We start from the raw sequence: 13,560 nt of genomic DNA on the forward strand, positions 1-13,560 counted from the left end.
AATCCCCGGCATCGTTCTGTATCGGCCCCTGGACGCGTGAGGCCGGAAATTTCCCCTCGCTCGGCGCGTACTGAACCTCACCCACGCAGCGCCACCGCGACAAGCAACACGCCCAGGACGGCGATAGCCGTCGCGACGGGCGTGCCGACTGCCACCCCCACTGAGCGGCGCGAGAGGTCGACCACCGTCAGTCCGGCGACGGCGAGCAGGCCGATACCGACGGCGACGAGCCCGTGGTACAGCTCGAGCCGCCGTGTCCTCGGAATGTGCCCGAGTTCGGCCGTGACGCCGAGTCCGAAGGTGCCCACGTCCCAGGCGACGAGCCCGCCGGTGACCGCGGCGAAGACGTACAGCGACGGGAACCCGTAGAGCGCGCCGCCCAGGCCCATCGACACCAGCCCCGCCGCGGTCAGCGCCGACGAGCCCGCCCGGTTCGGGACGACGCCCGCGTACAGCGCCACCAGGGTGACCAGCAACAGCGCGTACAGCGCCAGCGGCACGAGCAGGGCGACGGGGGCCACGACGAGGAGCGGGACCGCAAACACGCCGAGCCGGAGCATCGCCACCCCGATGAGCAGGAGGAAGACGACGAGATAACAGCCGCCGGCGACGGCGGCGGCGACGGTCCGGGTCGAGAGCCCCTCGAACCCGGTCGCCAGCCGCCGGAGCGCCCAGGCGGCCACGGCAACCAGCACCGAGAACACCGTTAGGAAGGCCAGCGGCACGGCGAACACTCTCGCAGCCAGGACGAGCAGAGCGGAGAGGGGCGCCACGGCCAGAACCACTCCGAGCGCCCCCAGCAACAGCCCCACGACGGAGACCGAAAGCAGGCCGAACGCCCCCACGGCCGTGTAGCCGAGCGCCCGGCGGATGTGCGTGTATCGCGCTCGCGCGGCCGGCCGTCGGTGGACGGGGGTGAGCTGGATGGCCGGCACCGCGCGGACGGCGAGGTAGAGACACGCACTGGCGACGCCGGCGAGCGCGAGCAGCCCCAGCAAGGCCGCGACCGGCCCGGTGCCGGCGGTGAGGCCGACGACCACGGCCCGACCGACGGACCCGATTGCGACGAGGATGCCGACGACGACCAACCCGACGAGCCAGACGCCGTAGGAGAGTCCGCTCCCGACCAGCGCCGTCCGCACCGTCGCCCGGTCGAACGCGTCGTTCCAGCCGCTCGTCACGCCGAACATGGCGGCCAGCGCGCCCGCGACCAGAAACAGAAAGCCCGGCACGAGGAGCGTCGCGACGCCGCTGAACGCGACCAGTCCCGCCAGAGCGACCCCGGCCGGGAGGAAGAGCAGGTGGCCGAGCAGGACCGCCCCGAACCGGTCGCGCTGGAGGAGCGCCAGGCCGGTGGTAGCGACGCCGACCAGCAGCGCGTACGAGAGAAATCGCAGCGGCTGGCCCACCAGAAACCCGGTGACGGTCAACAGCGCGACGACGACCACCGCGACGACCGTCAGGCTGGTCTCGCGTGCCCGCCCCTCGTCGCCGACGGCCGAGGGCCTGTCCAGCCGCGTGCCCAGCGGCATTCAGTGTCCACCTCCGGCTCGGACGCCCGCGCCGGCGCGGTGCGCTTCGACGGCGAACACCGCGTCGAGAATCGTCGGCAGCGGCGTCCCGCGGCGCCAGTCGATGGCCCGAGCGCCGCCCGCCTGTGCGCGGGCCAGGCGCGTCCGTCTCCTGACCTGTTCGAACTGGCCGCTGACGGTGTTTTCCGCCACGATATCCGGCGACAGCACCGTCCGGGTCTGGCCGAACCCGGACCACTGTTCCAGCATCTCCAGCGGGGCCTCGTCCAGCAGCGGCGAGACGAGGACGAACTGGGACTGCCGGCCGGCCAGTTCGCCGAGCCGGCGCGCCTGTCCGGTCGGGCTCCGGTCGCCCGCCGCCGCGTCGATGCCGTCAGACAGGACCGAGATGGCCTTCGCCCGCTGGCCGCTCCCGCTGCCGGGCGGGAGCCAGACCAGCCCACCCGGTCCGTCGCCGTCGACGCCGACCACGGCCACGGCCACCTCGTGGCCCGCCGCCAGCAGCGTGTTGAGCGTCCGGGTCGCCGCGTAGGCGCCGAGTTCGACCGCCGTCGGTCGGCCCGGTCCAGCGGCGACCCGCGAGGCGGGGCGGGCGTCGAGGACGGACACGACGGTGGCCGACACCTGCCGGTCGTAGTTGACCGTCGAGAGCTCTCCCTGCTTGGCGTAGCCGCGCCAGTCGATGCGGCCCGCGGGGTCGCCGTGGCGGTACTCCCGCGTCGAGTGGAAGGTGAGCCCCTCGCCGGGCGTGTCCGTGGTGAGCCGGCCCACCCGCGTGTCGCCGATATCGGACAGCGGCGGCGCGTCGGCGTCCAGCCGGCAGACGAGCGTCCGGTCGCCCGTCGGCTGGCGGTCGGCGGTCGAGACTGTCCCCGCGCCGGCGCCGCGGACCCGCAGCCGAACCGGCGGGAAGTCGAACTCGCCCCGGCGGGCGATGACCGAGTAGGTGAGTGTCAGCGTCTCGCCCGGGGCGAGCGTCTCGCCGCCACGCGGGGTCCCGTCCATCACGGCCAGTCTGTCGGGGACGGGGTCGACGGCCCGCAGGTCCGAGACGGTGGTGTCGCCGTCGTTCGTCACCGTCACCGTGACCGCCACCGGCCGGCCCGGCGGCGCGACGCGGGGCTCGATACGGCGCTCGGTGGTGAGAGAGTCGGGTACCGACGCCGTCGAGACGGCGCCGACGGCCAGATACGCGAGCGGGAGGGTCGCGGCCAGTAGGAGGGTGGCGTTGCCCTCGACGGCGCCGTAGCCCGCCAGTATCGCCGACGCGACGACCGCGCCGCGCCACCGGACCCGTCGAGCCATCAGTCCGCGCCCCCCTCGCCGGGCCAGTCGGCCGCCGTCGGCGAGTCGCGATTGCCGTCACCATCGTCCCCGGTCGCGATTCCCACGCCGGTATCCTCACCAGCGACCGCGGTGTCACGCTCGCCCGCCGCCGTCGACTCGGGTTCGGGACCGCTACGGTCGTACTCGTGCGCCCCGACGGCCGCCGCTCCCTCGACGGCCCGGCGCAGGCTCCCGTCGCTGGCTCGCTGTAGCTCTTCGAGGCGCGGTTCCAGCACCGGTACCGGGCGGGGGGCGTTCTGGCCGACGACCGGCGGCAACACCGCCTCGGCCGTGCCGGCGACGGCGCCGATGGCCCGCGCCGTCCGGCGGCGGACGGCCTTCTCGGGAAAGAGCCACGCCCAGAGCCGGTGTCGCAGGGAGCGGTCGGGCGGCCTGACCGTCTCGTCGAGGACGGCCGCCGCCACCGGGTCGTCGGTCCACGACCCCGAGGCGAGCGCCGCGTCGATGCGGGCCTGGCTCCAGCCGCCCTGTCGGAGCGCCGCCACGAGCGCCCCCCGCAACGGCGGCCTGACGGTCGCCAGACCGGCCTCGACGGTCTCCGCGCTCCTGGCGTCTGTCGCCGCCTGCTGGATGACGCTCGATAGCTCGGTGCCCGAAATCGGGTCGCTGTCGGGGGTCGACTCGGGAGGGTCGGTGACTATCGTGCCGCCCGCCGTCCACGGCGCGGCCGAGACGCCGTCAGCCGCCGGAGAGCGAAGCAGCTTCCCCAGCGACAGCACGACGACCACGATAGCGAGCGGGACGGCCAGCCAAACCGGCGCTCCGTCGCCGCCCACCGCCGCCGTCGAGAGCCCGGCGAACACAGCGCCGACAAGGAGCACCAGCCCGGTGCCGACCACGAGGAGACGAAGCAAGCGTCGCGTCATCGCTCCGTCTCCTCCCCGTCGGTCTCGCGGTCGAGTTTGTCGAACGCGGCCCTGGCCTGCTCCCGTCGGCTCTCCTCGGACTGGCCGCCGTACTCCACGTCCCGGAAGGCGTCGGTCAGCGTCTCGACCGGTCCGCGGGGGAATCCCTTCTCGACCGCTCGACGGGACACTTCAGCGGGCGTTCGCGTCCGCCAGTCCGCGGGCGTGACCCGCTGGGCCAGTCGCCGCCAGAGCCGTCGGAGCGTGGGTGTCTCGTCGTCGCCGGTCGCGCTCGCGACACTCGTCTCACTCCCGGCGCCGGTCCCCGCCGACCCGCCGGTCGTGTCGGGCCCCGACCGGCGCCGCCGGAGCCACCACCCGACGGCCACGAGGAGGAGCGCCAGCGCCGCGAGGACGAACCCGCGGGCGCCCAGCGCGGCGGTGGCCGCGAGGAGGAGGCCGAACGCGAGCGCCGCCGCCCCGACCTGGCGCCGGGAGAGTCCACGAAACCGGGCCAGAGCCGCCGCAGTGAGCGACCGGAGCCGTGCCCGCAGTCGGCCCAGCAGCCCCGACACCGACAGCGGGAGCGAGCGGAGCCACGCCGCGAGCCGCCCGGTCTGGTAGCGGAGCCAGTCGACGGTCGCTTCCAGGCCGGAGACGGCCCGCAGTACCAGCCGCCGACACCAGTCGAGGGCCGAGGCCGACTGTTCGGCCGCCGTCGCGCCGCCCGCGGCGACGGCCCGCCGATAGCGGACGAGGCCGACGAGCAAGACGACAGCCCCGACACCGACCAGCCCGCGAAGCTCCCAGACCGCGACGCCGACGAACAGCGCCGCGGCGCGGGTCCACCAGAGCGCGACCCGCCGCGCCGTCGCGCGGTCACGGCGACGCGCCGTCAGCCACGTCGTCGACGCCGAGAGCCCGAGCAACAGGAGCGAGAGACCGCCGGTGAGCCAGTAGGCCCGCCACAGCGGCACGGTCGCGTCACCGGCGTCGGTGACGGCCCTGACCGTCCCGTCGGCCCGCATCGGCAGGTCGAGCGTCACGCTACCGTCCGGCCCCGTCGTCCCCAGTCGTTGCCCGGCCAGCGTCACCGTCGCGTTCGCGACCGGGGCCCCGTCGCGCGTGACGTTCAGCGTGGTCGTCTCGCCCGGCACCACCAGCTTCCGCGCGAACGCCAGATCGACTTCCCAGATGTCTATCCGCCGCTGGCCGCGTATCTCGCCTCGGGTCACCGCCACCGTGATGCCGTCCCGGTCGGGCAGGGAGAGTCGATAGCGCCCCGCTCTGTCGGTCTCGCCGACCGCCTCGCCGTCGACGGTGACGGTGGCGTCCCGCATCGGCACGCCCCGGACTGTCGCGACGAGCGTGACGTCCGCGTTCGGGTACGGCTCCCCCTCGATACGCAGGCTGGTGTCGCCGGCGACCCTGTACCGACTGGAGTTGTTCGCGCCACCCGGCGTGGCCTGCTGGTTCGAGCGGTCGGGGAGCGACACGAAGGCGGCGGTGCGGTCGCCGCCGAGCCGTACCGCCCCGCCCGTCGAGGACATCCCCGCACCGGCGACACCGGCGCCGATTGCCGCGCCGACGCTCCGTCCGACCACCGCCGCGGGTTGCCCGGCGTCGGCAGGCCGTGGCTGTGGGTCGCCGAGCGAGGGTTCCCGGGAGAAGGCACAGGGCCGGTCGGTCGGGGACTCGACCGTGACCTCGAGTTCCTCGACGTAGGGTACCTCGCCGCTGACAGCGCCCCGGTCGTTCGTCCGACCGACGTACTCGTCGTTGAACCAGACTCGCACGCCGCTGGTCGGGTCGCCCTCGACCGTCACCAGGACGGTGGTCTCGGTGCCTGGCCTCGGATTCCCGCCGACGTACACCTGACACGGGGTCGGCTCGCCGCCCGCCCGGCCCTCGTCGTCGCCGAAGTCGATGCCCGGCAGGTCGTCGGCGATGTCCCGCAGCCAGTCGGGGATACCGCCGCCACCGCCGTCGTCGCTCTCGGGGCCGTCGGGACCGTCGTCGCGCTCGGGAGCGTCGGTGTCGCCGAACTCCAGCAGCGGGAGCCCGTCTAGCAGGTCGACGAGCCAGTCTGGGACCGGCCCCGGATTGCCCGAGCCGTCGTCCCCGCCGTCGGCCGCGTCGACTGAGTCGGGGGCTCGCCCGAGCAGGAACTCCACGAAGTCGGCGACGAGGTCCGCCGGGACGGCACTCCCGTCGATGCCGATGGGCTCGTTCTCGTTCGTGACCGGCGCGAGAAACGCCGCCGTCACGAGCCCGACCAGACAGACACTCACCAGGAGAAGCTGGCGGCTGTCGACGCCGCCATCGCCGTCCCCGCTGGATGGAGTCACGATTTGTCTCCCTGGTTTCCGCACCGCTCGCGTCGGTCGCTACCTATATTCAGGTGGATACGGAACGGTAATCAATCCCCGCCATCGGCCAGACCGATGGCTTCATTCTGGCTGGGGCCCAACCGTGTCACATGCGCGTTCGCGACTGGCAGGACATCATCGAAGACGTGATGGACAGCAGCGCCGACCCCGCCGGGTGGCGGGCCGTCGGCGGCGACCGCGCGCGGGGTATCGGCGAGGACATGTATATCGGCCACCCCGCCGCGGGGGTGTACCAGCTGAAGACCTACGCCAAGAACCCGATGTCCGTCCAAGGGGTCGGCTCGCAGGTCGCCCGGAAGATAGACGACGACATCGACCCGCTCTTCCCCGAACAGGGGACCGGGGTCTTCGGCGTCCAGCGCGGTCCCGAAGACGAGGACGACGCCAAGGAGAAGGCAAAGAACCTCGAAACCGTCCTCGAAACGCACGCCGACGCGCCGACGACGCCGCGGGCGCTCATCGAAGACATGCTCGACGCGATGGACTCGCCCGCCTACGGCCCGATGGAGTACGACCAGTACGACCGCCCCGACCGGATGGACGACCTGACCGACACCTTCGAGGAGGCCGAGGAACTGCTGGAGGCGGAGTTCGAGGACGTCATCGACGAGGACGTCGAACGGGGGTTCTACTGATGGGTGCCCGCTGATGGTCGGCCCCTCGATAACGAAGGACGACCGCGAGAAGTTCCTCGTCCAGTTGAAAGTCGGCTTCGCCTTGCTCGTGGGCGGTTCGATGGCGCTGGTGGCGCTGTGGGGCGCGAGCGGCCCGCTGGTCGCTCTGGGCGTCGGCGTCGCCGCGACGCTCGTGGGCGGCGTCCTCGCACACTTCACGTTCCCAGACAGCATCGCCGAGACGCCCTACGAGGACGACCGCGAGCGCGGCCCGAAACCCGGGACCCGGATGCGAGAGCGGCGCGAGCGCTCCGACGGCGGCGAGACAGAGGCGAGCGACCGCAACGGCCCGCGATAACGGTTCCGGCGTCAGTCGAGGACGCGCTGCATCCAGCGCCGCGGCGTCTCTATCTCGTCGTCGGTGGGGAGGGTCTCGGGCGAGTCCCAGACACGTCCCGCCGCCGCGACGCCGCGGGCGTCGGCCACCTCGTCGAAGAACGCCTTGCCGCGCTCGTACTGCTGGCGCTTCATCCCGAGGCCGAGGAATCGACGGACGAGCGAGGCGATGGGCCCCCGACCCTTCCGGCGCTCGTCGACCTTCCGCCGGAGGTCGTCGTACTCGTCGTCGAAGGCGCGGTCCATGAGCAGTTCGGCGTACCCCTCGACGGCGGTCATCGTGGTGTCGAGTTGGCCCAGCGAGGAGCGGTCGAGTTCGCCGCTGGAGAGCTTCTCGATGGTCTCCTCCATCGTCTCCTCCATGTGCTCGGAGAGCCACGGCGCGGCGCCGAACTCCGCGGCGTGGGTCACCTCGTGGAACGCAATCCAGCGCCGGAAGCGGTCGCCCTCGACGCCGAGTTGGTCGGCGACGCGCTGGATGTTCGGCCGGACGAAGTACAGCGCGTGGTCGTCGTTGTCCGCGAGCAAGAGCGGGTCGTACTGACCGAGCACGTTGTTCCCCAGGAAGGAGAGGGCAAAGGCCATCGACCCGGTGTTGACCACGCGGGCGACGCCCGGGATGTATTCGGCCTGCTGTTCGATGGGGGCCATCACGCGCTCGAAGGTGGCGACGTTGGCGTCGATCCAGTGGTGGCGGTTCTGAATCTCGACGGTGTTGGGGAGGTCGAAGTCGAGTTCGCTGACCTCGCGGACCCGGTCGCGGGCGTCCCGGACGTCCGTGGTGTAGCCCGCCTCCTCCGCCGCCGAGAGTGTCAGGTCACCGGGGTCTGTCGACCCTTTGGCGGCATCGGCGACCGCGCCCCAGTCTATCGGGCCGTCACCTGTCGCACCGGCGACGGCGCGCACACTGTGATATAATCCCATATGAGAGACACGGCACGGGACGTGATAGGCCTTCTCCTGACGGTCACACCTCGTCGATGCCGCCGTCCTGGTCGCTCCCGCCCTTCTTCTTGACAGCCACCGCTGTGACCGCGAGGACGACCAGCGCCACGGCGGCAAACAGACCAAGTGGCGCGCCGCCACCGTCATCTTCGTCCGTCTCTTCCTCGTCGCTCTCCCCGACGCCGGGGGCGTTGGCAGTGAACTTCGAGCCGTCCAGGTGCAGTTCGAAAAGCGTGATGTCTACCATACTGAATCTTCACCCTCCTGACTCTTAGTGGTTGCGCCACCCCGGATATTCATGACCGGTGACGGCAAAAGCGGGGTATGGACGACCGACGACGACAGTTCCTGGAGGAGTTGCTCTCGACGCCCGGCCCGTCTGGCTACGAGGCCGACAGCCAGCGGGTGTGGGTCGACTACGTGAGCGAGTTCGCGGACGAGGTCCGCACCGACGACTACGGCAACGCCGTCGCGACGCTCTCGGGCGGCGACACCGAGGTCGCGCTGGCCGGTCACGGCGACGAAATCGGCTTTATCGTGCGGGACCTGACCGACGACGGGTTCGTCCGCCTGGGTCGTATCGGCGGCTCCGACAAGACGGTCTCGCGGGGCCAACACGTCACGGTTCACACCGCCGACGGCCCCGTCGACGGCGTGGTCGGCCAGACGGCCATCCACCTGCGGGAGAACGGCGATGACGACGTGCCGGACGTGGCCGAACAGCACGTCGACGTGGGCGCCACGGACGGCGACGAACTCGCCGACCTGGTCGACCGCGGCGACCCCATCACGTTCCAGCAGACCGTCACCGAACTCGAGAACGGCCGGCTCTCGGCCCGCGGGATGGACAACCGCATCGGCGTCTGGGCGGCCGCCGAGGGGCTACGTCGGGCGGCCGAACAGGGCGTCGAGGCGACGGTCCACGCCGTCTCGACGGTTCAGGAGGAGGTCGGCCTCCAGGGGGCGAAGATGGTCGGCTTCGGCCTCGACCCCGACGTGGCCATCGCCGCGGACGTGACCCACGCGACGGACTCACCGGATTCGCCCGGCAAGCGCTCGACCGGCGTCGAACTCGGCGGGGGACCGGTCGTCTCCCGGGGCAGTACCAACCATCCGGTCGTCGTCGAGGCGCTGCGGGAAACGGGCGAGGACGCCGACGTCGACGTGCAGTTGCAGGCGACGGGCATCCGGACCGGGACCGACGCCGACGCGTTCTACACGTCCCGTGGAGGCATCCCGTCGGTGAACGTCGGCCTCCCGAACCGGTACATGCACACGCCGGTCGAGGTCATCGACGAGGGCGACCTGGTGGGCCTGGCCGACCTGCTCGCGGGCTTTGCCGTCCGCGCCGACGAGTACGCCCCCTTCTCGGTCGACGTCTGAGACGGCAGGCGCTCGCTGGCAGTCGGCCGTCGCTTCGGTCGCCCCGTCGAGTGCGACCCGCGACCTGCCCGCCCACCACACTTATCGGTTGACCATCCGACAGTTTCGTATGGCACACGCACGGCAGACCAACGACCTCCCGGCGACGCTGCGGGACGACGAGGTGGCCCTGGGGCTGCTCGATTCCACGTACAGCCCGACGGTGATGGAGTTCTGTGGCGAACTCGGGCTCGACTTCGTCTGGCTCGACCTCGAACACGGCGGGCCGGACCCGTGGCACGCGGGGCGCCTCGAAACCCTCCTCCTCGCGGGCGAACGCACGGGCATCGACCCGCTGGTCAGACTGCCGGACACCGACCCGACGCTGGTCCGGAAAGCGCTGGATATAGGCGTCAGAAACGTGTTCCTCCCCCGCGTGGAGTCCGCCGAGGAGGTCCGGCGAGCGGTCCGCTCGGCGCGGTTCCGATACGACGGCGGCCCGGGGGACCGCGGCCTCGCCGCCCCGCGGGCGAGTCGGTGGGGACTCGCTGAGGACTACGTCGAGCGGGAGGACGAGCAGACGGTCGTGGGGACGACCATAGAGACCGCAGCGGCCGTCGCGGCCATCGACGAGATTCTGGCCGTCCCCGACCTCGGGTTCGTCTTCATCGGTCCCTTCGACCTGTCCGTGTCGCTGGGCCACCCGGGTGAACTCGACCACCCGGACGTCAGGGACGCCGTCGAACGGGTCCGTTCGAGCGCCGTCGACGCCGGCGTCCCCGTCGGCGGGCTCGGCTTCGGGATGGACGACGTAAACGAGAAGGCGGCCAGCGGCTACCAGCTGCTCCATCTCGGCAGCACGACCGGCGCGCTCCAGCAGATGGTCACCGAGTGGCTGGACGCGTTCGAGGGTGACCGTTCGTAGCCCGTGAGCGCGGCGCCGCCGTCCCGACGGGCCAGTGGCACCCTCGGGTAGGACTTCCGTACCCCGCCCCCCGGCCGATAGGCGACGTATAACCAATCGACTGCAGCCAGTAGTCCCGGTATGCTCACCGAAGGCTGTGTGTCGACCGGGCGACGGAGTCAGTCACGTCGGCGCCACCGCTCGTAACATGGAGTGGCCCGACTCCCGGAGCCGTGTCGCGTGGTGGGCCGTCGCCCTGCTCCTGGGCGCCATCACCGCCTGGGTCGTGCTCACGTACATCGGTACCTTCGTGCTCGGCCTCTTCCTGTACTACGTGGCGCGCCCGGCCTACCGGCGGTTCAGGCCGCAGTTCAGACCGTCAATCGCGGCGGCGACGGCGCTGCTCGTCCTCGCCGTCCCCGTCGTCCTGTTGATGGCCTACACCCTCGCCATCGCGGCCCAGGAACTGGCGCGGCTACAGCGGACCGTCGACCTGGGTCCGCTGACCGACCAGGTCGAGCCGTACGTCAACGTCTCCGAGGTCGTCCAGGACCCGGCGATGCTGCTCCAGAACCCGGACGTCGTCAACGCCGGCCAGCTCGTCGCCGAGGGCGCGCTGGGATACGTCCCGCTGGTCGGTACCGCACTCATCAACGTCTTCCTGGCGCTCGCCGTGGCGTTCTACCTGCTGCGTGACGGCGACCGACTCGGTCGCTGGATTCGGGAGACGTTCGACGACCAGCAGGCGTTCCTCTCCGTGTATCTGCGGGAGGTAGACGAGGACCTCGGGAGCGTCTTCTTCGGCAACATCCTCAACGCCATCGCCATCGCCGTCGTCGCTGCAATCGTCTACTCGGTGCTGAACGCGTTCGCGCCCGCCGAGGGGATACCCTACCCCGCGCTGGTGGCCGTACTGGCCGGCGCGGCGAGCCTGATTCCGGTCGTCGGGATGAAACTCGTCTACGTCCCGCTGGCTATCGGCCTGTTCGCACGGGCCGTCCTGCGCGGCGACCCGCTGTGGTTCCCGGCGGTCTTCGTGGTCGCCACCGTCGTCTTCGTGGATTTCATCCCGGACCTCGTCTTGCGGCCCTACGTCTCCGGGCGAAACCTCCACGTCGGGCTGGTGATGATAGCGTACATCATCGGTCCGCTCCTCTTTGGCTGGTACGGACTCTTCCTGGGGCCGCTCTTGCTCGTGGTCATCTACCACTTCGCCCGGCTCGTCCTGCCCGTGCTCATCGACGGCGACGGCGTCGACGCGATGCCGGTCTCGGTCGACCGCCGGGACGACGGCGGGGAGTCGAGCGACGCCGACGACGCCGTCGACAGCGACCCGGCGTAGCCGCGGATGTCCAGCAGTTGACCAATTCCGCCCGCCAAGCGGTACGTTTAAGCGCCAGTCACGATGCCAACCGAACATGAGTGGACGACCGCTGGACGTGCTCGAAGCGTCGCTCGGCGAGGCCGTCACCGTACAGTTGAAGGGTGGCGAGATATTCGAGGGCGAGCTGACAGGCTACGACCAGCACATGAACCTCGTAATTGAAGACGAAGACACAACGATTATACGCGGCGATAACGTCGTATCTATCAACCCATGACTGGTGCAGGAACCCCGAGCCAGGGCAAGAAAAACACCACGACACACACGAAATGTCGACGGTGTGGGAACAAATCGTATCATACGAAAAAGAAGGTCTGTTCGTCGTGTGGCTTCGGTAAATCGGCGAAACGACGCGACTACGAGTGGCAGTCGAAAGCCGGCGAATAACTCATCACCATGCACGAGAAGTGCGGCGTTGTTGGCATCGCTCTCGAAGACCGTGACGCCGCCCGACCCCTCTACTACTCTCTGTACGCGCTCCAGCACCGCGGCCAGGAGTCCGCCGGCATCGTCACCCACGACGGCTTCCAGCAACACAGCCACGTCGAGATGGGCCTCGTCGGCGACGCCTTCGACCCCGGCGACCTCCAGTCGCTGAACGGCTCGAACGGCATCGGTCACGTCCGGTATCCGACCGCTGGCAGCGTCAACGCCTGCTGTGCCCAGCCGTTCTCGGTGTCGTTCAAGTCCGGCTCGCTGGGCCTCTCGCACAACGGGAACCTCGTCAACGCGGACGAAATCGGGGACGAACTGGCCGAGCTTGGCCACGCGTTCACCTCCGACGGCGACACCGAGGTCATCGCCCACGACCTCGCCCGTAACCTGCTGGAGGAGGACCTCGTGCGTGCCGTCAAGCGGACGATGGAACGCATCCACGGCTCGTACTCGTTGACCATCATGCACGACGAGACCGTCCTCGGAGTGCGTGACCCGCAGGGCAACCGACCGCTCTGTATCGGCGAACTCGACGACGGCTACGTCCTCACCTCCGAGTCCGCCGCCATCGACACGCTGGACGGGGAGCTGATTCGGGACGTCCGCCCCGGCGAACTCGTCGTCCTCCACGACGACGGCACCGGCTACGACACCTACCAGCTCATCGAACAGGAGAACACGGCCCACTGCTTCTTCGAACACGTCTACTTCGCGCGCCCGGACTCCACCATCGACGAGAGCCTCGTCTACGAGGTCCGGCGCGAACTGGGCCGCAAGCTCTGGGAGGAGTCGGGCGTCGAGTCCGACGTGGTGCTTCCGGTACCGGACTCCGGGCGCGCCTTCGCCTCCGGGTACGCCGAGGCAGCACAGGACGACGGCTCCGACATCGAGTTCGCCGAGGGGCTGATGAAGAACCGGTACGTCGGCCGCACCTTCATCATGCCGACCCAGGACGAGCGCGAACGCGCGGTGCGACTGAAGCTCAACCCCATCAAGTCGACCATCGAGGGGAAATCCGTCACCATCATCGACGACTCTATCGTCCGCGGGACGACCTCGAACCAGCTCGTGCAACTGCTGAAAGACGCCGGTGCGGAGGAAGTGAACGTCCGAATCGGCGCGCCGCCCATCATCGCGCCCTGCTACATGGGCATCGACATGGCCTCCCGCGACGAACTCATCGCCGGCGACCAGTCCGTCGACGAGATTCGCGACGAAATCGAGGCCGACACGCTGTCGTATCTCTCTATCGACGCCATCGCCGAGACGCTAGAGACGAGCAAGGCGGACCTCTGTCTGGGCTGTGTCACCGGGGAGTACCCCTACGACATCGAGGGCGAGGCGACCGACCGCGACGTCGACCGGCCCCACATCAGTGGGCAGCCACGGCCCGCCGACGACTAGGG

14 protein-coding genes are annotated in these 13,560 nt (G+C 70.4%); 8 read left to right on the forward strand and 6 right to left on the reverse strand.

Translation table 11 applies throughout. From position 1 onward, the window contains the following. Window positions 1–77: 77 nt before the first annotated feature. Genes NDI86_RS13910 through NDI86_RS13925 form a run of 4 tightly spaced genes read right to left on the reverse strand, consistent with a single transcriptional unit; the run spans window position 78 to window position 6,072 of the window. Entirely contained in the window at window positions 78–1,532 is a 1,455-nt protein-coding gene (locus tag NDI86_RS13910; RefSeq protein ID WP_310901042.1) for a glycosyl transferase, read from the reverse strand. Continuing rightward, window positions 1,533–2,837: a DUF58 domain-containing protein gene (locus tag NDI86_RS13915; protein WP_310901043.1), complete on the reverse strand. Its 1,305-nt coding sequence runs from the start codon at window positions 2,835–2,837 to the stop codon at window positions 1,533–1,535. Further along, window positions 2,837–3,745 (reverse strand): DUF7269 family protein, encoded by a 909-nt coding sequence (locus NDI86_RS13920; RefSeq protein WP_310901044.1) that lies wholly within the window; start codon window positions 3,743–3,745, stop codon window positions 2,837–2,839. The genes NDI86_RS13915 and NDI86_RS13920 overlap by 1 nt, the downstream gene beginning before the upstream one ends. Next, window positions 3,742–6,072 carry a DUF4129 domain-containing protein gene (locus NDI86_RS13925; RefSeq protein WP_310901045.1) on the reverse strand — a complete coding sequence of 777 codons (2,331 nt, stop codon included), beginning with the start codon at window positions 6,070–6,072 and terminating at the stop codon, window positions 3,742–3,744. The genes NDI86_RS13920 and NDI86_RS13925 overlap by 4 nt, the downstream gene beginning before the upstream one ends. Before the next feature lie 131 nt (window positions 6,073–6,203). Between NDI86_RS13925 and NDI86_RS13930 the strand changes: the two genes are divergently transcribed. Together NDI86_RS13930 and NDI86_RS13935 are read left to right on the forward strand one after the other, a co-directional pair. After that, complete coding sequence (locus tag NDI86_RS13930) at window positions 6,204–6,749, forward strand: hypothetical protein (protein WP_310901046.1); 546 nt, start codon at window positions 6,204–6,206, stop codon at window positions 6,747–6,749. 13 nt (window positions 6,750–6,762) lie between these two features. After that, entirely contained in the window at window positions 6,763–7,086 is a 324-nt protein-coding gene (locus tag NDI86_RS13935; protein WP_310901047.1) for a hypothetical protein, read from the forward strand. Between the two features lie 11 nt (window positions 7,087–7,097). On the opposite strand, the gene NDI86_RS13940 is transcribed toward NDI86_RS13935, so the two are convergent. Both NDI86_RS13940 and NDI86_RS13945 read right to left on the reverse strand, forming a co-directional pair. Further along, entirely contained in the window at window positions 7,098–8,048 is a 951-nt protein-coding gene (locus NDI86_RS13940) for a zinc-dependent metalloprotease (protein WP_310901048.1), read from the reverse strand. A gap of 43 nt (window positions 8,049–8,091) precedes the next feature. Beyond that, window positions 8,092–8,316 carry a hypothetical protein gene (locus NDI86_RS13945; RefSeq protein ID WP_310901049.1) on the reverse strand — a complete coding sequence of 75 codons (225 nt, stop codon included), beginning with the start codon at window positions 8,314–8,316 and terminating at the stop codon, window positions 8,092–8,094. 77 nt (window positions 8,317–8,393) lie between these two features. Here NDI86_RS13945 and NDI86_RS13950 point away from each other — a divergent pair, with 77 nt between their 5' ends. The 6 genes from NDI86_RS13950 (at window position 8,394) to purF (ending at window position 13,558) form a co-directional block, all read left to right on the forward strand. Continuing rightward, window positions 8,394–9,452, forward strand: a complete 1,059-nt coding sequence (locus tag NDI86_RS13950) for a zinc-binding metallopeptidase family protein (protein ID WP_310901050.1) — start codon at window positions 8,394–8,396, stop codon at window positions 9,450–9,452. A 109-nt stretch (window positions 9,453–9,561) separates the two neighbouring features. Further along, the gene (locus NDI86_RS13955) at window positions 9,562–10,356 is read left to right on the forward strand and encodes an HpcH/HpaI aldolase family protein (protein ID WP_310901051.1); all 795 of its coding nucleotides are present in this window, start codon (window positions 9,562–9,564) and stop codon (window positions 10,354–10,356) included. Between the two features lie 187 nt (window positions 10,357–10,543). Further along, window positions 10,544–11,677 carry an AI-2E family transporter gene (locus NDI86_RS13960; RefSeq protein ID WP_310901052.1) on the forward strand — a complete coding sequence of 378 codons (1,134 nt, stop codon included), beginning with the start codon at window positions 10,544–10,546 and terminating at the stop codon, window positions 11,675–11,677. A 76-nt stretch (window positions 11,678–11,753) separates the two neighbouring features. Continuing rightward, a complete protein-coding gene (locus tag NDI86_RS13965; RefSeq protein ID WP_262177988.1) occupies window positions 11,754–11,936 on the forward strand; it encodes an LSM domain-containing protein in 183 nt (60 codons plus the stop codon). Further along, the gene (locus tag NDI86_RS13970) at window positions 11,933–12,106 is read left to right on the forward strand and encodes a 50S ribosomal protein L37e (protein WP_220587618.1); all 174 of its coding nucleotides are present in this window, start codon (window positions 11,933–11,935) and stop codon (window positions 12,104–12,106) included. The genes NDI86_RS13965 and NDI86_RS13970 overlap by 4 nt, the downstream gene beginning before the upstream one ends. A gap of 9 nt (window positions 12,107–12,115) precedes the next feature. After that, entirely contained in the window at window positions 12,116–13,558 is a 1,443-nt protein-coding gene (purF, locus tag NDI86_RS13975) for an amidophosphoribosyltransferase (protein ID WP_310901053.1), read from the forward strand. Window positions 13,559–13,560: the final 2 nt, after the last annotated feature.

The sequence above is a fragment of the Haloarcula onubensis genome (genome assembly GCF_031624605.1).
Taxonomy (GTDB): Archaea; Halobacteriota; Halobacteria; order Halobacteriales; family Haloarculaceae; genus Haloarcula; species Haloarcula onubensis.

Bases quoted from the DNA above. Each gene is read 5' to 3' on its own strand.
- NDI86_RS13950 (WP_310901050.1), top strand. From the start codon at position 8,394: ATGGACGACCGACGACGACAGTTCCTGGAGGAGTTGCTCTCGACGCCC.
- purF (WP_310901053.1), top strand. From the start codon at position 12,116: ATGCACGAGAAGTGCGGCGTTGTTGGCATCGCTCTCGAAGACCGTGAC.
- NDI86_RS13915 (WP_310901043.1), bottom strand. From the start codon at position 2,837: ATGGCTCGACGGGTCCGGTGGCGCGGCGCGGTCGTCGCGTCGGCGATA.
- NDI86_RS13955 (WP_310901051.1), top strand. From the start codon at position 9,562: ATGGCACACGCACGGCAGACCAACGACCTCCCGGCGACGCTGCGGGAC.
- NDI86_RS13965 (WP_262177988.1), top strand. From the start codon at position 11,754: ATGAGTGGACGACCGCTGGACGTGCTCGAAGCGTCGCTCGGCGAGGCC.
- NDI86_RS13970 (WP_220587618.1), top strand. From the start codon at position 11,933: ATGACTGGTGCAGGAACCCCGAGCCAGGGCAAGAAAAACACCACGACA.
- NDI86_RS13935 (WP_310901047.1), top strand. From the start codon at position 6,763: ATGGTCGGCCCCTCGATAACGAAGGACGACCGCGAGAAGTTCCTCGTC.
- NDI86_RS13920 (WP_310901044.1), bottom strand. From the start codon at position 3,745: ATGACGCGACGCTTGCTTCGTCTCCTCGTGGTCGGCACCGGGCTGGTG.
- NDI86_RS13940 (WP_310901048.1), bottom strand. From the start codon at position 8,048: ATGGGATTATATCACAGTGTGCGCGCCGTCGCCGGTGCGACAGGTGAC.
- NDI86_RS13910 (WP_310901042.1), bottom strand. From the start codon at position 1,532: ATGCCGCTGGGCACGCGGCTGGACAGGCCCTCGGCCGTCGGCGACGAG.
- NDI86_RS13960 (WP_310901052.1), top strand. From the start codon at position 10,544: ATGGAGTGGCCCGACTCCCGGAGCCGTGTCGCGTGGTGGGCCGTCGCC.
- NDI86_RS13930 (WP_310901046.1), top strand. From the start codon at position 6,204: ATGCGCGTTCGCGACTGGCAGGACATCATCGAAGACGTGATGGACAGC.
- NDI86_RS13945 (WP_310901049.1), bottom strand. From the start codon at position 8,316: ATGGTAGACATCACGCTTTTCGAACTGCACCTGGACGGCTCGAAGTTC.